17 protein-coding genes are annotated in these 18,164 nt (G+C 72.0%); 11 read left to right on the top strand and 6 right to left on the bottom strand.

Annotation, left to right across the window (positions count from 1 at the left end; translation table 11 throughout):
• Positions 1 to 60 precede the first annotated feature (60 nt).
• The 5 genes from GA0070564_RS20010 (at position 61) to GA0070564_RS20030 (ending at position 6,082) form a co-directional block, all read left to right on the top strand.
• Positions 61 to 1,722: an ABC transporter substrate-binding protein gene (locus tag GA0070564_RS20010; protein WP_091610530.1), complete on the top strand. Its 1,662-nt coding sequence runs from the start codon at positions 61 to 63 to the stop codon at positions 1,720 to 1,722.
• A gap of 88 nt (positions 1,723 to 1,810) precedes the next feature.
• Entirely contained in the window at positions 1,811 to 2,815 is a 1,005-nt protein-coding gene (locus tag GA0070564_RS20015) for an ABC transporter permease (protein ID WP_091610533.1), read from the top strand.
• The gene (locus GA0070564_RS20020) at positions 2,812 to 3,768 is read left to right on the top strand and encodes an ABC transporter permease (protein WP_091610535.1); all 957 of its coding nucleotides are present in this window, start codon (positions 2,812 to 2,814) and stop codon (positions 3,766 to 3,768) included. The genes GA0070564_RS20015 and GA0070564_RS20020 overlap by 4 nt, the downstream gene beginning before the upstream one ends.
• A gap of 6 nt (positions 3,769 to 3,774) precedes the next feature.
• Complete coding sequence (locus GA0070564_RS20025; protein ID WP_091610538.1) at positions 3,775 to 4,920, top strand: ABC transporter ATP-binding protein; 1,146 nt, start codon at positions 3,775 to 3,777, stop codon at positions 4,918 to 4,920.
• 58 nt (positions 4,921 to 4,978) lie between these two features.
• Positions 4,979 to 6,082 (top strand): ABC transporter ATP-binding protein, encoded by a 1,104-nt coding sequence (locus GA0070564_RS20030; protein WP_091610541.1) that lies wholly within the window; start codon positions 4,979 to 4,981, stop codon positions 6,080 to 6,082.
• Between the two features lie 59 nt (positions 6,083 to 6,141).
• On the opposite strand, the gene GA0070564_RS20035 is transcribed toward GA0070564_RS20030, so the two are convergent.
• Both GA0070564_RS20035 and GA0070564_RS20040 read right to left on the bottom strand, forming a co-directional pair.
• On the bottom strand, positions 6,142 to 6,573 hold the full coding sequence (locus GA0070564_RS20035; protein ID WP_091611586.1) for a hypothetical protein: 432 nt from the start codon (positions 6,571 to 6,573) through the stop codon (positions 6,142 to 6,144).
• The gene (locus GA0070564_RS20040; RefSeq protein ID WP_091610544.1) at positions 6,573 to 7,208 is read right to left on the bottom strand and encodes an HNH endonuclease family protein; all 636 of its coding nucleotides are present in this window, start codon (positions 7,206 to 7,208) and stop codon (positions 6,573 to 6,575) included. The genes GA0070564_RS20035 and GA0070564_RS20040 overlap by 1 nt, the downstream gene beginning before the upstream one ends.
• 107 nt (positions 7,209 to 7,315) lie before the next feature.
• Between GA0070564_RS20040 and GA0070564_RS20045 the strand changes: the two genes are divergently transcribed.
• Both GA0070564_RS20045 and GA0070564_RS20050 read left to right on the top strand, forming a co-directional pair.
• Positions 7,316 to 8,794, top strand: a complete 1,479-nt coding sequence (locus tag GA0070564_RS20045; RefSeq protein WP_091610546.1) for an MFS transporter — start codon at positions 7,316 to 7,318, stop codon at positions 8,792 to 8,794.
• A gap of 89 nt (positions 8,795 to 8,883) precedes the next feature.
• Positions 8,884 to 9,084, top strand: coding sequence for a DUF1737 domain-containing protein (locus tag GA0070564_RS20050; RefSeq protein WP_091610548.1), 201 nt, complete (start codon positions 8,884 to 8,886; stop codon positions 9,082 to 9,084).
• Positions 9,085 to 9,203: 119 nt separating this feature from the next.
• Here GA0070564_RS20050 and leuA read toward each other — a convergent pair whose 3' ends face one another.
• Positions 9,204 to 10,955, bottom strand: coding sequence for a 2-isopropylmalate synthase (gene leuA / locus GA0070564_RS20055; protein WP_091610550.1), 1,752 nt, complete (start codon positions 10,953 to 10,955; stop codon positions 9,204 to 9,206).
• Between the two features lie 233 nt (positions 10,956 to 11,188).
• Positions 11,189 to 12,463, bottom strand: coding sequence for an MFS transporter (locus tag GA0070564_RS20060; RefSeq protein ID WP_091610553.1), 1,275 nt, complete (start codon positions 12,461 to 12,463; stop codon positions 11,189 to 11,191).
• Between the two features lie 71 nt (positions 12,464 to 12,534).
• Here GA0070564_RS20060 and GA0070564_RS20065 point away from each other — a divergent pair, with 71 nt between their 5' ends.
• Positions 12,535 to 13,539: an ArsR/SmtB family transcription factor gene (locus GA0070564_RS20065; protein ID WP_141714824.1), complete on the top strand. Its 1,005-nt coding sequence runs from the start codon at positions 12,535 to 12,537 to the stop codon at positions 13,537 to 13,539.
• On the opposite strand, the gene GA0070564_RS20070 is transcribed toward GA0070564_RS20065, so the two are convergent.
• Together GA0070564_RS20070 and GA0070564_RS20075 are read right to left on the bottom strand one after the other, a co-directional pair.
• Positions 13,540 to 14,070, bottom strand: coding sequence for a nitroreductase family protein (locus tag GA0070564_RS20070; RefSeq protein WP_091610559.1), 531 nt, complete (start codon positions 14,068 to 14,070; stop codon positions 13,540 to 13,542).
• 83 nt (positions 14,071 to 14,153) lie between these two features.
• On the bottom strand, positions 14,154 to 14,927 hold the full coding sequence (locus tag GA0070564_RS20075) for a hypothetical protein (RefSeq protein WP_176730755.1): 774 nt from the start codon (positions 14,925 to 14,927) through the stop codon (positions 14,154 to 14,156).
• A gap of 270 nt (positions 14,928 to 15,197) precedes the next feature.
• Here GA0070564_RS20075 and GA0070564_RS20080 point away from each other — a divergent pair, with 270 nt between their 5' ends.
• The 3 genes from GA0070564_RS20080 to GA0070564_RS20090 all read left to right on the top strand — a co-directional run bounded on the left by GA0070564_RS20080 (position 15,198) and on the right by GA0070564_RS20090 (position 18,153).
• Positions 15,198 to 16,463, top strand: a complete 1,266-nt coding sequence (locus tag GA0070564_RS20080) for an aspartate kinase (protein ID WP_091610564.1) — start codon at positions 15,198 to 15,200, stop codon at positions 16,461 to 16,463.
• A 5-nt stretch (positions 16,464 to 16,468) separates the two neighbouring features.
• On the top strand, positions 16,469 to 17,530 hold the full coding sequence (locus GA0070564_RS20085; RefSeq protein WP_091610566.1) for an aspartate-semialdehyde dehydrogenase: 1,062 nt from the start codon (positions 16,469 to 16,471) through the stop codon (positions 17,528 to 17,530).
• 176 nt (positions 17,531 to 17,706) lie between these two features.
• Positions 17,707 to 18,153, top strand: coding sequence for a GNAT family N-acetyltransferase (locus tag GA0070564_RS20090; protein WP_176730756.1), 447 nt, complete (start codon positions 17,707 to 17,709; stop codon positions 18,151 to 18,153).
• The last annotated feature ends 11 nt before the right edge of the window (positions 18,154 to 18,164 follow it).

An 18,164-nucleotide genomic window follows, 5' to 3' on the forward strand; every position in this document is an offset into this window, starting at 1 on the left:
CCGCCATCGGTGACCCCTGTCACCACGTTGTCCGTACCCCCAAGGACGAGGTGAAGCACCATGCGTGCACCCAGGCCGAAGGTCGCCATCGCGGCCGTCGCGGTCGCGGCCCTCGCGGTAGCAGGCTGCGCCGAGAGCGACCGCGATAGTGGTTCCGGAGGTAGCAAGAAGGACACCCTCGTCTTCGGCGTCGCCGGAGACCCGAAGGTGCTCGACCCCAGCTTCGCCAGCGACGGTGAGTCGCTGCGCGTGGCCCGCCAGGTCTTCGAGACGCTGGTCCGCCCGGAGGAGGGTGGCACCAAGGTCACGCCGGGTCTGGCCGAGTCCTGGACGCCGGACGCCGCCGGCACCACCTGGACCTTCAAGCTCCGCTCGGGCGTGAAGTTCCACGACGGCACCGACTTCAACGCCGAGGCGGTCTGCAAGAACTTCGACCGCTGGTACAACGCCAAGGGCCTCATGCAGAGCCCGGACGTGACGGCGTACTGGCAGGACGTCATGGGCGGCTTCGCCAAGAACGAGAACGCCGACCTGCCGCCGAGCCTCTTCAAGTCCTGCACCGCCAAGGACGCCACCACGGTCGACCTGGCCTTCACCCGGGTCTCCAGCAAGATCCCGGCCGCCCTGATGCTGCCGTCGTTCTCCATCCACAGCCCGAAGGCGCTGGAGGAGTTCGACGCGAGCAACGTCACCGGCACCGCCGAGGACATCAAGTACCCGGCGTACGCGATGGAGCACCCGACCGGCACCGGCCCGTTCAAGTTCAAGTCCTGGGACGTCGCGAACAAGACGCTCACCATCGAGCGCAACGACGACTACTACGGCGACAAGGCCAAGCTGAAGACCATCATCTACAAGACGATCTCGGACGAGAACGCCCGCAAGCAGGCGCTCCGCTCGGGTGACATCCAGGGTTACGACCTGGTCGGCCCGGCCGACGTCGACCCGCTGAAGAAGGAGGGCTTCAACGTCCTCACCCGCCCGGCGTTCAACATCCTCTACCTGGCCATCAACCAGAAGGGGAACCCGAAGCTCGCCGACATCCGGGTCCGCCAGGCGATCGCGTACGCGCTGAACCGTCAGGCGCTGGTCGACTCGAAGCTGCCCCCGGGCGCCAAGGTCGCGCTGAACTTCATGCCGGACACCGTCGAGGGCTGGAACGGCGACGTCACCAAGTACGACTACAACCCGGAGAAGGCCAAGCAGCTGCTGGCCGCGGCCGGCGCGTCGAACCTGACGCTGAAGTTCCACTACCCGACCGAGGTCACCCGGCCGTACATGCCGAACCCGAAGGACATCTTCGAGCTGCTCTCGGCGGACCTCCAGGCGGTCGGCATCAAGGTCGAGGCCATCCCGCTGAAGTGGAGCCCGGACTACCTCAACGCCACCACCTCCGGCAGCAAGCACGACCTGCACTTCCTCGGCTGGACCGGTGACTACGGCGACGCGTACAACTTCATCGGCACCTTCTTCGACCGGCCGAAGGACGAGTGGGGCTTCAACAACCCGCAGCTCTTCGCCCAGTTCAAGGACGCCGACACCACCGCCGACGCGGCGGCGCGGACGGAGAAGTACAAGGCGCTCAACAAGGCCGTGATGGACTTCCTGCCGGGTGTGCCGATCTCGCACTCCCCGCCGGCGATCGTGTTCGGCAAGGACGTGACCGGGATCAAGGCGAGCCCGCTCACCGACGAGCGGTTCGCCACCGCCGAGTTCAAGTAGTCCTGACCTGACCTGAGGCACCGAATGCGGGCGGGCGCTGGAACCACAGCGTCCGCCCGCACCCCTCCGCACCCCCTTCGAGGCCGCCGTGTTCCGCTTCATCGTCAGACGCCTGCTACAGCTGATACCCACCCTGTTCGGGCTCTCCGTCCTGCTGTTCATCTGGCTGCACCGCCTGCCCGGCGGGCCCGAGACCGCGATCCTCGGTGAGCGCGGCACCCCGCAGATGCGCGCCGCTATCCGGCGCAGCCTCGGCCTCGACGAGCCGATCCTGGTCCAGTACGCGCGCTTCCTGCGCCGCATGATCAAGCTGGACCTCGGCACCTCGACCTCCACCAAGCGAGCCGTCACCACCGAGTTCCTGGAGCGGTTCCCCGGCACCGTCGAGCTGACCGTCATGGCGATGGTCATCGCCATCGGCATCGGAATCCCGCTGGGCTACCTGGCCGCCCGCCGCCGGGGCCGGTTCCTCGACCACGCCTCGGTCGGCGGCTCGCTGATCGGCATCTGCATCCCGGTCTTCTTCCTGGCGTACGTGCTCAAGGCGATCTTCGCCGAGAACCTGGGCTGGTTCCCGTCCAGCGGCCGGCAGGACCCCACCCTCGGGGCGACCCGGGTCACCAACTTCTTCGTCCTCGACGGGCTGATGACCCGCGAGTGGGACGCCGCCGCCGACGCGCTCTGGCACCTGGTGCTGCCGGCCGTCGCGCTGGCCAGCATCCCGCTGGCGATCATCGTCCGGATCACCCGGGCCAGCGTGCTGGAGGTGCTCAACGAGGACTTCGTCCGCACCGCCGAGGCCAAGGGCCTGACCGAGCGTACGGTCCGGGGCCGGCACGTGCTGCGCAACTCGATGCTGCCGGTGGTCACCTCGATCGGCCTGCTCACCGGCGGCCTGCTCTCCGGCGCGGTGCTCACCGAGACCGTCTTCGCGTACGGCGGCATCGGCGCCTTCATCTACGAAGCGATCAGCCAGCGCGACTATCCGGTGCTGATGGGCTTCATTCTGATCATCGCGGTGGTGTACGTGCTGGTGAACCTCATCGTGGACCTCTCCTACAGCGTGATCGACCCGAGGGTGAGGGTGCGATGACCGTCACCGCTGGCAAGAAGCGCGAGAAGCTGGACCGGCTCGCCGAGCTGGCCGCCCGGGACGACGAGCAGGGGGTGAGCCTCTGGAAGGAGGCGTTCCGCCGACTGCGGCGCAACCCGGCCGCCATCGTCGGCGCGGTCATCCTCACCCTGTTCGTCCTGGTGGCCGTGATCGGGCCGTTCCTCGTCCCGCACCCGCCGGAGGCGCAGCTCTGGAAGGGCGAGGTCCGCCTCGGCGACTTCCCCGGGCCGCGCGCGGAGAACTGGTTCGGCACCGACCAGCTCGGCCGGGACGAGTTCAGCCGCATGATCGTGGGCGCCCGGCAGACCCTGCTGGTCGGCGTGGTGTCCACCCTGATCGGTCTCGCCATCGGCTCGCTGATCGGCGGCGTCGCCGGCGCCGCCGCCGGCCTGGGCGGCCGGTGGGGCCGGGCGGTCGACAACGTGCTCATGCGTTTCATCGACATGCTGCTGGCCATGCCGAGCCTGCTGCTGGCGATCAGCATCGCGGCGCTGCTCGGCGCCGGGCTGACCACCGTCATGATCGCCGTCGGTGTGGTCTCCGTGCCGGTCTTCGCCCGGCTGCTGCGCGGCTCGATGATCGCCCAGTCGAACAGCGACTACGTGCTGGCGGCCACCTCGCTCGGCGTGAAGAAGCCGAAGATCGCGCTGACCCACGTGGTGCCGAACTCGCTCGCCCCGGTCATCGTCCAGGCGACGCTCACGCTGGCCACGGCGATCATCGAGGCGGCGGCGCTGTCCTTCCTCGGCCTCGGCAACAACGACGCCTCCATCCCGGAGTGGGGCGTGATGCTCGCGGACGCGCAGTCGTACCTCGACTCGGCGCCCCGGCTGGCCGTCCTGCCGGCCCTCGCGATCATCGTCACCGCGCTGGGCTTCACCCTCCTGGGCGAGGCGATGCGCGAGGCCCTCGACCCGAAGCTGCGGAAGTAGGTCTTCATGGCACTGCTCGAAGTGGACGACCTCTCCGTGACGTTCGCCCGGCGCGGTCAGCGTACGGTCAACGCCGTCGACGGGGTCTCCTTCTCGGTCGACGCCGGCGAGGTGGTCGGCCTGGTCGGCGAGTCCGGCTGCGGCAAGAGCGTCACCTCGCTGGCCATCATGGGCCTGCTGCCCAAGCAGCCCGGTCTCAAGGTCGGCGGCAAGGCGGTCTTCGACGGCACCGACCTGCTCCAGCTCGACGACCGGTCCCGGCGCGACATCCGGGGCCGGGACGTCGCGATGATCTTCCAGGACCCGCTCTCCTCGCTGAACCCGGTGATCCCGATCGGGTTGCAGGTGACCGAGGTGCTCACCCGGCACCGCGGGATGAAGGGCGCGGCGGCCGAGAAGGAGGCGGTGGCGCTGCTCGACCGGGTCGGCATTCCCGACCCGCGTCGCCGGCTGAAGGAATACCCGCACCAGCTCTCCGGTGGCATGCGGCAGCGCGCCCTGATCGCGATGGCGGTGGCCTGCCAGCCCCGGCTGCTGATCGCCGACGAGCCGACCACCGCGCTGGACGTCACCATCCAGGCCCAGATCCTGGAGCTGCTCAAGGATCTGGTCCGCGACTCCGGCACCGCGCTGGTGATGATCACCCACGACCTCGGTGTGGTGGCCGGCATGTGCGAGACCATCAACGTGCTCTACGCCGGCAAGGTGGTGGAGACCGCCCGCCGCCGCCCGCTGTTCCGCGAGCCGCGCCACCCGTACACGGTGGGGTTGCTCGGGTCGGTCCCGCGCCTGGACGCCGGGCGGGGCGAGCGGCTCAACCCGATCCCCGGCTCGGTGCGCGACGTGCTGCCCTGGGTGGAGGGCTGCGCCTTCGCGCCGCGTTGCGCCCGCCGGGTGGACGAGTGCGTGGACGGGCCGCCGGAGCTGGTGCTCGCCCACGACGGGCGCAGCTACCGGTGCGTCAACCCGGCGCCGGTGCCCGGGGTGACCCCGGACGCGGCGCAGGCGCTCTACCGGGAGGCCCCGGCGGCCGGCGAGGACGCGGTGCCGACGCCGGCCGAGCCCGGCGCCGTGCCGGCGCAGGCCGTCCCGAACGACCCGCCGACCGTGCCGGGCTTCGGCCCAGCCCCGCGCGAGGAGGAATCTCAGTGAGCGCGAGGAGTGAGCCGGTTCTGCGAGCCCCGCAGTCGCGAACGAAGGTAGGCTCAGCATGACCGACGAAGACATCCTCGTCGAGGTACGCGACCTGAAGGTGCACTTCCCGATCAAGCGGGGGGTGATCTTCGATCGGACGATCGGACACGTCAAGGCCGTCGACGGGGTCGACCTGCGGATCCCGCGTGGAAAGACCTACGGGCTGGTCGGCGAGTCCGGCTGCGGCAAGTCCACCCTGGGCCGGGCGCTGCTCCAGCTCAACCCGCCCACCGGCGGCGAGGTCGTCTTCGACGGGGTGGAGCTGGGCAAGCTGCCCGCCGGCAAGCTGCGGGCGATGCGCCGCCGGATGCAGATGATCTTCCAGGATCCGATGTCGAGCCTGGACCCCCGGCAGAACGTCGAGTCGATCCTCACCGAGGGGCTCCAGACCCACGGCATCGGCGGCAGCCGGGACGAGCGGCGGAAGCTCATCGGCGAGACGCTGGACAAGGTCGGGCTGCCCCGCTGGGCGCTCTCCCGCTATCCGCACGAGTTCTCCGGCGGCCAGCGGCAGCGAATCGGCATCGCCCGGGCCCTGGTGCTCGGACCGGAGCTGATCGTCGCCGACGAGCCGGTCTCCGCCCTGGACGTCTCCATCCAGGCCCAGGTGGTCAACCTGCTGGACGAACTCCAGGACAACCTCGGCCTGACCTACCTGGTGATCGCCCACGACCTCGCCGTGGTCCGGCACATCTCCGACACCGTCGGGGTGATGTACCTCGGCGCGCTGGTCGAGGAGGCGCCGAGCGACCGGCTCTACACCGAACCGCTGCACCCGTACACCCGGGCGCTGATGTCGGCGGTGCCGGTCCCGGACCCGGACGTGGAGGACCGCCGGGAGCGGATCCTGCTCTCCGGTGACCTGCCCTCGCCGGCCAACCCGCCGTCGGGCTGCCGGTTCCACACCCGCTGCCCGTGGGCCCAGCCGACCCGCTGCGCCGACGAACGGCCGGTGCTGCGCGAGATCGGCGCCAGCCGGGTGGCCTGCCACTGGGCCGAGCAGATCGCCAGCGGGGAGCTGCGCCCGCACAAGGTCGCCGTGCAGCTCACCCGGCCGGCGGGCGAGGGCGAGGACCCGGGCGTGGTCTCCGCCCCGAGCGAGCCCGGCTCGTACGTCTGACCCGGAACACGCGGACGCGGCCCCACCCGGGTTCGGGCGGGGCCGCGTTCCGTTGCCGGTCAGCCCTCCGGGCGGTTCAGCAGGGCGACGGCGATCGCGTGGACCGCGTCCAGTCCGGCCGGGTCGGCCAGCGGCGCCGTGCCGCCGGTGACCGCGTACCACTCGTCGGCGTCCCTGTACTGCACCCGCAGGGTGACCTTGCCGTCGGCGTACCCGGTGCGCAGGGTCAACTCGCCGGTGACCACACCCACCTCGTCGGTCATCACCCCGCCCGGACCGGCCGTCACGTCGGTGGTGCGGTCCTGTGGGCTGCCCCCGGCCGCCTTCGCCACCGGCTCACCGGCGGGTGGCGCCGGCGGGGCCTCGCCGACCGCCCGCGCGGCGGTGGCGTCCCCGCTGCCGGTGGCCGCCGCCGCGTCGTCCCCGGTGGCGTCCGGTGTCCGCTCCGGGGCGGGCGCGTCCCCGGAGCCGGTCACGGCCTGCTCACCCATCAGCATTCCTCCAACATGTCGGCCAGGGCGGACTTCTCGGTGCTGGTCACCGTCAGCCGCCAGTAGTGCTTGACGGTCACCCAGCGCTGCGCGTACGTGCACCAGTACGACCGGTTCGGCGGCTTCCACTGGGCGGGATCCTGGTCACCCTTTGCCCGGTTGGACGTCCGGGAAACCGCGATGAGCTGCGGCCGAGTCAGATCGTTGGCGAAGTTGCCGCGCTTCGCGTCGTCCCACTCGGCGGCGCCGGTCCGCCACGCCTCGGCCAGCGGGACCGTGTGGTCGATGTCCACCTCGACCGGGTCGGTGAGCACCTTGCCGTCGTACACGCTCTCCCAGCGGCCACCCACCACGTTGCAGCCGGAGAGCTCGATGCCCTTGCCGTCGCGCTTGAGGACGCTGTCCCGGACGTCGCAGTTGGTGCCGGTGCCCCGCCAGTGCGGGAAACGGTCCCGGCTGTAGCCGCGCATCGTCGTCTCCTTCGCCACGGTCAGCTGGTCGAGCTGGGTCCGGACGTTGCCGTTCACCGTCGGGGTGGCCTCCGGCTGGTCGACCTCGACCGGGACGCAGCCGGTCACACCGAACGCGAGCGTCACGGCCAACGCGGCCGCTCCGACTCCTGATCTGGTACGCACAGTCGACACCTCTCCAGCTTGCTCGGTTGCCGCGAGTCCGCACAGTACCCAGCGGGGCTTTCGGCGATTCGTGGCGGGAAGGACGCGGCACGGGGGAGATTGGACGCATGACGGCACCCGCTCCCGCGCTGCGCACCGGATCCGCCGCCGGGCGCGGCACCCTGCTCGCCGCGATCCTCGCCTCCGGCATGGTCTTCCTGGACAGCACCGTGGTCAACGTGGCCCTGCCCCGGCTCGGCGCCGAGCTGGGCGCCACCGTGGCCGGTCTGCAATGGACCGTCAACGGCTACCTGCTCATGCTGGCGGCGTTCGTGCTGCTCGGCGGGGCGCTCGGGGACCGGTTCGGCCGCCGCCGGATCTTCCTGCTGGGGGTGGTGTGGTTCGCGGCCGCGTCACTGCTCTGCGGGCTGGCCCAGGACACCGGCCAACTGATCGCCGCCCGGGTGCTCCAGGGCGCCGGCGGCGCACTGCTCACTCCCGGCTCGCTCTCGGTGCTCCAGGCCAGCTTCCACCCCGACGACCGGGCCAAGGCCATCGGCACCTGGTCCGGACTGTCCGGCGTGTCCACCGCGCTCGGCCCGCTGCTGGGGGGCTACCTGATTGACACCCTCTCCTGGCGGTGGATCTTCTTCATCAACCTGCCGCTGGCCGTGGCGGTGGTGCTCGCCGCGCTGCGCTGGGTGCCGGAGAGCCGGGACGAGAACGTCTCCCGGACCGGCCGGCGGCGGTTCGACGTCACCGGCGCGCTGCTCGGCGCGCTGGGCCTCGGCGGCATCACGTACGCGCTGATCGACGCCCCGGCCCGCGGCCCGCGCTCGCCGACGGTGCTGGCCGCGGTGCTGGTCGGGGTGGCCGCCGCGGCGGCCTTCGTCTGGCTGGAGCGGCGGCGGGGCGAGGGCGCGATGCTGCCCACCACCATCTTCTCCAGCCGGCTCTTCTCGGTGCTGAACGTCTTCACAGTGGTGGTGTACGCCGCGCTGGGCGGCTTCACCTTCTTCCTCGCCGTCTACCTCCAGAACGTGCTCGGCTGGTCGGCGCTGCGCACCGGCCTGGCCACCGTGCCGATGACGGTGCTGCTGCTGCTCGGGTCGGCCCGGGCCGGGGCGCTCTCCGCCCGGATCGGTCCCCGGCTGCCGCTCACCGTCGGCCCGGTGATCGCCGCGGCCGGGCTGCTGCTGCTCCGCGCGGTCGGACCCGGCGCCTCCTACTGGACCGACGTGCTGCCCGGGGTGGTGCTCTTCGGCGCCGGACTGACCCTGGTGGTGGCGCCGCTGACCGCCTCCGTGCTGGCCGCCGTCGCGGACCGGTTCGCCGGGGTGGCGAGCGGCTTCAACAACGCCGCCTCCCGGGCCGGTGGCCTGCTCGCGGTGGCCGCACTGCCGCTGCTGGTCGGCCTCTCCGGCACCGGGTACGAGCAGAAGGCCGACCTGACCCACGCGTACCGGGGGGCGTTGGCCTGGTGCGCGGGGCTGCTGCTCGCCGGGGCGGTGCTGGCTGCCGTGCTGGTGCACCGGCCGCCCCGGCAGGCCCCCGGCGGTCAGCCCTGTCACTCGCTGCCCGCCTCCACCCCACCCGACCGGAAGTAAGCAGGGGCCCCCTGTTAACGCCTCCGGTATAGCAGGGGCCCCCTGTTAACACCGCGGGAGGCCGGGCGCCAGGCTGCTACGGTCGCGCGATGACGGATCACGACGAACGGCTGCGGTACCGGCTGCTCACCGGCCCGGACGACGCGGAGTTCTGCCGCCGGGTCAGCACCGCGCTGGCCGAGGGCTACCGGCTGCACGGCTCACCGGCGATGACCTTCGACGGCCAGCGGGTGGTCGTCGCCCAGGCCGTGGTCCTCGACGCGGCGCCGCCGACGGTCACGCCGGCCTGAGCCCAGCGGTGTTAAGAAGGGGCCCCTGCTATACCGGAGGCGTTAACAGGGGGCCCTGGCGAACGGGCCGACGGCGCATGCTGCGCCGGAGCGCCCTCGACCCGTTCGTCCTTGCGCGCTCAGCGGTGGGCGCGGTTGACGGCGCTGGTGACCGCCTTGATCGAGGCGGTGACGATGTTCGCGTCCATCCCGACACCCCAGACGGTACGGCCGTCCACCTCGCACTCCACGTACGCGGCCGCCTGCGCGTCCCCGCCGGAGGAGAGCGCGTGCTCGTGGTAGTCGAGCACGCGTACCGCCACGCCGAGGTACTGCATCGCGTTGACGTACGCGTCGATCGGGCCGTTGCCGATCGCGGCGAGCGTCCGGGCCCGGCCGGCGTGGCGCACGTTGGCCTCGATCTCGACCTTGCCGTCGACCGTGCCGAGGTCGTACCCGGCCAGCTCGACCACCGGGTCGACCTGGTGGTCGAGCAGGTAGTTGCTGGCGAAGATGTCCCACATGGCGGCCGGCTCGACCTCGCCGCCGCCGTGGTCGGTGACGTGCTGCACCACCCCGGAGAACTCGATCTGGAGTCGACGCGGCAGGTCCAGCTGGTGCTCGGACTTCATGATGTACGCGACGCCGCCCTTGCCGGACTGCGAGTTGACCCGGATGACCGCCTCGTAGGTGCGGCCCAGGTCCTTCGGGTCGATCGGCAGGTACGGCACCGCCCAGGTGAACTCGTCCACCGGCACCCCGGCCGCCGCGGCGTCGGCGTGCAGCGCGTCGAAGCCCTTCTTGATGGCGTCCTGGTGCGAGCCGGAGAAGGCGGTGTAGACCAGGTCGCCGGCGTACGGGTGGCGCTCGTGCACGGGCAGCTGGTTGCAGTACTCGACCGCCCGCTTGACCTCGTCGATGTTCGAGAAGTCGATCATCGGGTCGATGCCCTGGGAGAAGAGGTTCAGGCCCAGCGTCACCAGGTCGACGTTGCCGGTCCGCTCGCCGTTGCCGAACAGGCAGCCCTCGATCCGGTCGGCGCCGGCCAGCAGGCCCAGCTCGGCGGCGGCCACGCCGGTGCCCCGGTCGTTGTGCGGGTGCAGGCTCAGCACCAGGCTGTCCCGCCGGGGCAGGTGCCGGTGCATCCACTCGATCGAGTCGGCGTACACGTTCGGCATGGCCATCTCGACGGTGGCCGGCAGGTTGACGATCAGCCTGCGGTCCGGGGTCGGGTCGATCACGTCGATGACCCGGGAGCAGACCTCCAGCGCGTACTCCAGCTCGGTGCCGGTGTACGACTCGGGGGAGTACTCGTAGTGGATCTCGGTGTCCGGGGTGTGGATCTCGGCGTACTTCTGGCAGAGCCGCGCGCCCTGGGTGGCGATGTCGGTGATGCCGTCGCGGTCCAGGCCGAAGACCACCCGACGCTGGAGCGTTGAGGTGGAGTTGTAGAAGTGCACGATGGCCCGGCGGGCGCCGCGCAGCGACTCGAAGGTCCGCTCGATCAGGTGCTCCCGGCACTGGGTGAGCACCTGGACGGTGACGTCCTCCGGGATCAGGTCCTGCTCGATCAGCTGCCGGACGAAGTCGAAGTCGGTCTGGCTGGCCGACGGGAAGCCGACCTCGATCTCCTTGTAACCCATCTGCACCAGCAGCTGGAACATCCGGCGCTTGCGCTCCGGGGACATCGGGTCGATCAGCGCCTGGTTGCCGTCGCGCAGGTCGACCGCGCACCAGCGGGGCGCGGCGTCGACGTGGCGGGTGGGCCAGGCGCGGTCGGGCAGGTCGACCCGGAACTGCTGCTGGTAGGGCTGGTAGCGCCGGAACGGCATCCGGCTGGGGCGCTGCCGGGCGATCGGATCGTTCGCGGCGTCGACGGCGGGTTGAGCCATGGCGGAGTGCTCCCTGGAACAGGTGGCGTCAGCAATCGGAAGGTGTCGGCGGGGCCGGGCGACGATGCCGGGCGGTGCCGATGGATTGTTCGGATCTGCTGGACGGCGCGGTTCGACTCCGCGACGAGGTGCCGGCCGTCAGGCCTCGTCGCGGCGACCAAGGAGAAGGTACGCCCGCCACATGTCAGGGTCACCCTACGTGCTGGGACCGGGGTTGGTAAGGCGCGCCCGGACTATGGGACAGGGGTCACCGCCTCGGGTTGCGGGCTCGCGGCGCCCAGCCGTGGGGTCCGCCCGGTCCACGCCACCGCCGGCACGATCGCCAACCCGACCAGCACGAAGATCGCCGCCATCGGGTACCAGCCCCAGCCGCCGGTGGTCACGCCGAGCGCCGTCAACCCCGCCGGGGCGATCAGGTACTGCGCCTGCTCGCCGAGGCGCAGCGCCCCCACGTACGCGCCGCGCTGGTCGTCCGGCGGAAGGGTGGCGGTGAGCCCCCAGGTGCCCGCCGACTCGATCAGCTCGGCCAGGATCAGCAGCATCGCGGCGGCCACCAGCACCAGCACGGTGAGCGGGCCCCGGGTGACCCCGGAGATCGGCAGGACCAGACAGGACAGGGCGATCAGCAGTCCCCCGCGGCGGGAGGCCCGCGCCGCGCCCGCGGCGGTGTCGGCGCCTCGGCTGACGCGTACCTGGAGCAGCACGATCAGGACCGTGTTGAGCAGCACCAGGGCGGCGATCACCGTCTTCGGGGCGTCGGTGTGGGTGAGGATCCACAGCGGCATGACCGTCAGGTAGAGCACCCCGTGCGAGGTGAGCAGCCCGGACAGCAGGGACACCGCCATGAACGGCCGGTCCCGCAGCACGGCGAGTCGACCCATCGGCTCCACCGCCCGGGTCACCTGCGGCAGTCGGGGCAGCCGGCGGACGAACAGGGCCGTCACCAGGATCACCGCCGCGATGAACCAGACCATCGCCCGGTACGCCTCGATCGTGTCCACCGTCAGCACCACGCCACTGATCACCGCGCCCAGCCCGAAGCCGACGTTCAACGACGAACGCTGGTACGCCATCGCGGTGACCCGTTCGGCCGGCGGGAGCGCGTTGATCGAGTAGACCTGGCGGGCCACCCCGGTCGACGCGTCCACCGCCGCCAGCGCCACCACCACGGCGAGGAAGCTCGCGAAGCCGCCCACGAACGGGTACGACGCGAAGAGCGCGGCGTCGAGCACCAGTCCGACCAGCCAGACCCGCTGCGGCCCGTACCGGTCGGTGAGCCCGCCCAGCGGCACCGTGCCGAGCAGCGACACCCCGGCCGCGATGGACAGGCCCAGCCCGACCTGGGCGGCACTGAGCCCCAACGCCCGGGTGAAGAAGACGGCGCTGCCGGCGTGGAACAGGCCGCTGCCGATGGCGTAGACCATGGCCTGCACGGCCAGCGCGCGGGTCAACCCGGCCGGCGGTACGACGTTTGCCACGGCGGTGCGGATGGTGTCTCTGGCCCCCATGGCCGGAAGTGAACCGTGTCCCCACGAGATCGGTCGAGCCTTTTAGGCTGGACCGAATCCTGCTCCCGGGGGTGCGTGTGTCCGAGTTGCGGTTCAGCCTCGCCGACGTGGCGGGCGTGCGGCTCGCCGTCTCGCCGGTCAACGAGACGGTCATGAGCATGTGGGCGCTGGCCGACCCGGTCCGCTATCCGGTGCACCTGCCCTGGGTCGACCGCGCCCGGGTGATCCTGCGCCGACCCGAGGTCGCCGTCCGGGTCCGGCCGTTGACGGAGTTGACCTGGCGGGGCTGCCCGTTGCCCGACTTCCTCACCCCGGCGGCCCGCCCCAACGTGGAGCTGGCCGAGCAGCTCGACCAGATCGCGGCGACGCCGCCGGCCGTGGTGGTCCGGGACCTGCTGTCGACCATCCACCGCCGGCCACTGAGTGCGTTCGGGCTGGCGCTGCTCGCCGACCCCCGTGGGCTGCTGCCGCGGCTCGTCGACGCGGTGCGGGTCTGGCACGACGAGGCGATCGCCCCGGACTGGCCGCGGCTGCGCGCGCTGCTCGACGCCGATGTGGCGTACCGCGCGGCCCAGCTCGCCGAGACCGGGGCCGGTCGGTTCTTCGAGCAGCTCCATCCGAGCCTGCGCTGGCTCGGCGACCGGGTGGTCAGCGACGATCCGTTCGAACGGGACTTCGACCTGCGCGGTCGCGGGCTGGCGCTGAACCCGACGGTGTTCACCGACCGGCGGGTGCTGTGGAACCTGCTGGAGGACTCACTACCGGCCGGGGCGTACCCGGTCCGGGCGGTCGGCACGCTCTGGGAGGTGACCACGCCACCGCCCGGTGACCCGCTGGCCCGGGTGATCGGTCCCGGCCGGGCCACGTTGCTGCACCTGTTGGCCGCGGCGACGACCACCACCGACCTGGCCCGCCTCTCCGGGATGTCCGCCGGGAACGTCTCGCAGCACCTGGCCGCGTTGCACGCCGCCGGTCTGGTCAGCCGGTCCCGCCAGGGGCGGCACGTCCGCTATCGCAACACCGACGCCGCGGGGGTGCTGCTGCGGGCCAGCGGGGCGGCCGACCCGGTCGGGTGATCAAGCGAGCAGCAGGTCGGCGACCGGGCGTCGGCGGCGCAGGCCGGTCTCCCGCCGGAACAGTTCGGCGGGGAGGGCGTGCGGGTCGCCCAGTCGGCCGACGGCTGCCACCACCGCCGGTCGTACGTCGGTGGGCAGGTCGAGCTCGGCGGCGATCCCGTCCCGGTCGAACCGGGCCAGTTGACGCACGTGCAGGCCGAGGGCGGTGGCCTGGACGGTCAGGTGGGCCACCGCCTGGCCCAGGTCGTACGCGGCCCGTTCCGGGTCGTCGCCGCGGTGCGCCGCGAGCAGCAGCGCGGAGGCGTGCCGGGCCCAGCGCTGGTCGTCGTCGGGGAGGGCGACCAGGAGCCGCTTCCAGGTCTCGTCCTGCCGGTGCCCGACGGCGAACCGCCACGGCTGGGCGTTCTCGGCGGAGGGGGCCCAGCGGGCGGCCTCCAGCAGCGAGTCCACCTCCTGTCCGGCCAGCCGGTCCTGGGGGTCGAAGGCCCGGGGGCTCCAGCGGAAGGCGAGCAGGGGGTGGAGGTCCGACATGGGGGAAGAGTCCCGTATGGGCGTTTCGCTGCGTCGGCCGGGGTCGGCGAATGTGGGCAACGGCACCCGTAACCCGGCCCTGGTCAGGGCGTTGTCGTCGGCCCCGCGGCCGGCGGCGCGTCGGTCTCCCACGGGCCGTTCGGCACCACCGGCCCGGCCAGGGCGACGGTGGCCGGTCCCGGCGCCGGTGGGCCGGCCAGCCGGAGGGTGCCCAGCGCGCTGCGCAGCAGCGTCAGCGTCCCGTCCGGCTGGTAGCAGTAGATGCCCACGTCCAGCGGCGCGTCCAGCGAGGCCGACGTCGTGTCGACGGAGAAGCACGTCCCGCTCACCCCGGCCGGCGCCTTCGCCGTCGACACCGCCAGCGGGGCCTGCCGGTCGGTGAGCACCTTCGGCCAGTCGGTGAACGGGTGCTGGACGCGCGGGTCGACCGGTGCCGGCACCCGGTCGCCCGGGTCCCCGATCCGCACGCAGCCCGCCGCCTCGGGATGGCCGGCGGAGGGCAGGGCGCACTGGAACAGCCCGTCGGCGGTGGAGGCGACCGAGACGTCGATCGTGCCGCCGCCGGCCCCACCCGGGACGTCCACCCGCCAGGTGCCGTCGTTCGCGGTGGTCACCGTGATCGTCCGGTCCCCGCCGCCGGCCCCGCTCAACGTGTACGTGCCGGTGAGGTGCCGGTCCCGGGCCGCCGCGGCGAGCGCGGCCAGCCGGTCCCGGGCCGAGTCGATCGACGCTGGGGCCGGCCCCCCGCTCGCCGGCGGTTCGGCGGGCGGGTCCGCGGAGCAGGCGGCGAGCAGCGCCGGGAACAGGAGCGCGAGCGGGGCGGTCACCCGGCGGGCCGCGCGGAGTTGGACATGCACCGGGTCATTCTGCGGTGCGGTCGGCGCGCGCGGGGGTGGCCGTTCCGACCGGCGTGTCGCGGCCGTCGCGCGCGGCCGGCGTACCCCCTCGCGGCCCTGGTGGGACGGCCTGACGCCGGATCCGGAGCGGGGCTAGGCAGGCCGGATGGTGGGATCACCCGACCCGGCGCCGGAGCGCGCCGGATACCCTGACAGGGTCTGACCCACGCCGCCGGACCGGATCCCGGCGGCGTCGGCACGCTCAGGGACGCCGGGAGGGAGTGCACCGTCGTGGCACTCGTGGTGCAGAAGTACGGCGGGTCCTCCGTCGCCAACGCCGAGCGGATCAAGCGGGTGGCGGAGCGCATCGTCGCCGCCCGCAAGGCCGGCGACGACGTCGTGGTGGTGGTCTCCGCGATGGGCGACACCACCGACGAGCTGCTCGACCTGGCCAACCAGGTGAGCCCGCTGCCGCCGGGCCGCGAGCTGGACATGCTGCTCACCGCCGGGGAGCGGATCTCCATGGCGTTGCTCGCCATGGCCATCCACAACCTGGGGTACGAAGCCCGCTCGTTCACCGGCTCGCAGGCCGGCGTGATCACCACCTCGGTGCACGGCAAGGCCCGGATCATCGACGTCACCCCGGGGCGGCTCAAGGGCGCGCTCGACGAGGGCTCGGTGGTCATCGTGGCCGGCTTCCAGGGCGTCTCGCAGGACACCAAGGACGTCACCACGCTGGGTCGGGGCGGCTCGGACACCACCGCCGTGGCGCTCGCCGCCGCGCTGCACGCCGACGTCTGCGAGATCTACACCGACGTGGACGGCATCTTCAGCGCCGACCCGCGGATCGTGCCCAACGCCCGGCACATCAGGCAGATCACCTACGAGGAGATGCTGGAGCTGGCCGCCTGCGGCGCCAAGGTGCTGCATCTGCGCAGCGTGGAGTACGCGCGCCGCGCGGGGTTGCCGATCCACGTCCGTTCGTCATACTCGACCAACACCGGCACGATGGTCACCGGATCGATGGAGGACCTTCCTGTGGAACAGGCACTGATCACCGGCGTCGCCCACGACCGCAGCGAAGCGAAGATCACCATCGTCGGGGTCCCCGACGAGCCGGGCGCCGCCGCGAAGATCTTCGACACCGTCGCGGGTGCCGAGATCAACATCGACATGATCGTGCAGAACGTCTCCACCGAGGGGACCGGCCGCACCGACATCTCGTTCACCCTGCCCAAGACCGACGGCGCCACCGGCATGGCCGCGCTCAGCAAGATCCAGGAGTCGGTCAAGTTCAAGGGCCTGCTCTACGACGACCACGTCGGCAAGGTCTCGCTGATCGGCGCCGGCATGCGGTCCCACCCGGGTGTGGCGGCCGGCTTCTTCGCCGCCCTCGGCGCCGCCGGCGTCAACATCGAGATGATCTCCACCTCGGAGATCCGGGTCTCCGTGGTCTGCCGCGACACCGACCTGGACAAGGCGGTCCGGGCCATCCACGACCAGTTCGAGCTGGGCGGCGACTCCGAGGCCGTGGTCTACGCGGGCACCGGGCGGTAGCGGAGGTGGCGCGGCTGCCCACCCTGGCCGTGGTCGGGGCGACCGGTGCCGTCGGCACGGTGATGTGCCAGATCCTCTCCGCCCGGCGCAACGTCTGGGGCGAGATCCGGCTGATCGCCTCGGCACGCTCGGTCGGGCGCAAGATGCCGTGCCGGGGCGAGGAGCTGACCGTCCAGGCGCTCACCCCCGAGGCGTTCGACGGCGTCGACGTCGCGATGTTCGACGTGCCCGACGAGGTCTCCGCCGAGTGGGCGCCGATCGCGGTGAGCCGGGGCGCCGTCGCGGTGGACAACTCCGGGGCGTTCCGGATGGACCGCGACGTGCCGCTGGTGGTTCCCGAGATCAACCCGGAGCAGGTCCGCAACCGGCCCCGGAGGATCGTCGCCAACGCCAACTGCACCACCCTGGCGATGATCGTCGCGATCGCGCCCCTGCACCGCGAGTACGGCCTGCGCGAGCTGGTCCTCGCCTCGTACCAGGCGGCCTCCGGGGCGGGTCAGGCCGGCGTGGACACCCTGCACGCCCAGCTCGGCAAGATCGCCGGGGACCGGGTGCTCGGCTCCCGCCCCGGCGACGTGCGGCAGGCGGTCGGTGACGAGCTCGGCCCGTTCCCGGCCCCGCTCGCGCTCAACGTGGTGCCCTGGACCGGGTCGCTGGCCGACGGCGGGTGGTCCTCCGAGGAACTGAAGATGCGCAACGAGTCGCGCAAGATCCTCGGCCTGCCCGACCTCAAGGTCTCCGCCACCTGCGTACGGGTGCCGGTGGTGACCGGCCACTCGGTGGCCGTACACGCCGTGTTCGGCACCGAGGTCAACGCCGAGGGGGCCCGCGAGGCGCTGCGCAACGCCCCCGGCGTGATCCTGGTCGACGACCCGGCGTCGGGTGAGTTCCCGATGCCGATCGACGCGGTCGGCACCGACCCCTCCTGGGTCGGCCGGATCCGCCGCGCCGTCGACGACCCGCGCGCCCTGGACCTCTTCGTGACGGGTGACAACCTGCGCAAGGGTGCCGCCCTGAACACCGCCCAGATCGCCGAGCTCCTCGCCAGGGAACTCACCCGCCCCTGACCGCCCCCGGGCGATGGCGGTGGCGATGGCGCGAATTGCGGCAGGTGGGGCCTTCCCTCGCCCCGGAAGGGCCGATGTGCGGCGCATCGAGCCGATCAAGGGGGGCGAGATCGGGACAGCGGCACGGCCCTCGCCGCACCTATGGTGACCGGGTGCCGACGTTGAGACTCGTACCGATGACGGACCAGCAGTACCTGCGCTACCGCGAGAGCGCGGAGGCCGACTACGCGGACAACATCGCCAAGGCCGGAGTGATGCCGCTGCCCGAGGCGCGGGAGAAGGCCCGCGAGGACTACCGGCAACTGCTGCCGGACGGCCTGGCCAGCGCCGGCCACCACCTGTGGACGGCGTACGACTCCGACGACGAGGTCGGCATGGTCTGGCTGCACATCGACGAGAAGTCCGACGGCACGCACGCCTTCGGGTACGACTTCGAGGTGCGCCCCGAGCTGCGGCGCAAGGGGTACGGCCGAATGATCATGCAGGCGGTCGAGCAGCTCTGCCGAGAACGTGGGGTCGGGTCGATCGGCCTGAGCGTCTTCGGCAACAACCTCGGCGCGCGGGCACTCTACGAGGAGATGGGCTTCGAGGTCACCCGGATCCAGATGCGCAAGCTGTTATAGGGGCGCCCGCC

The organism is Micromonospora mirobrigensis, assembly GCF_900091555.1.
Taxonomy (GTDB): domain Bacteria; phylum Actinomycetota; class Actinomycetes; order Mycobacteriales; family Micromonosporaceae; genus Micromonospora; species Micromonospora mirobrigensis.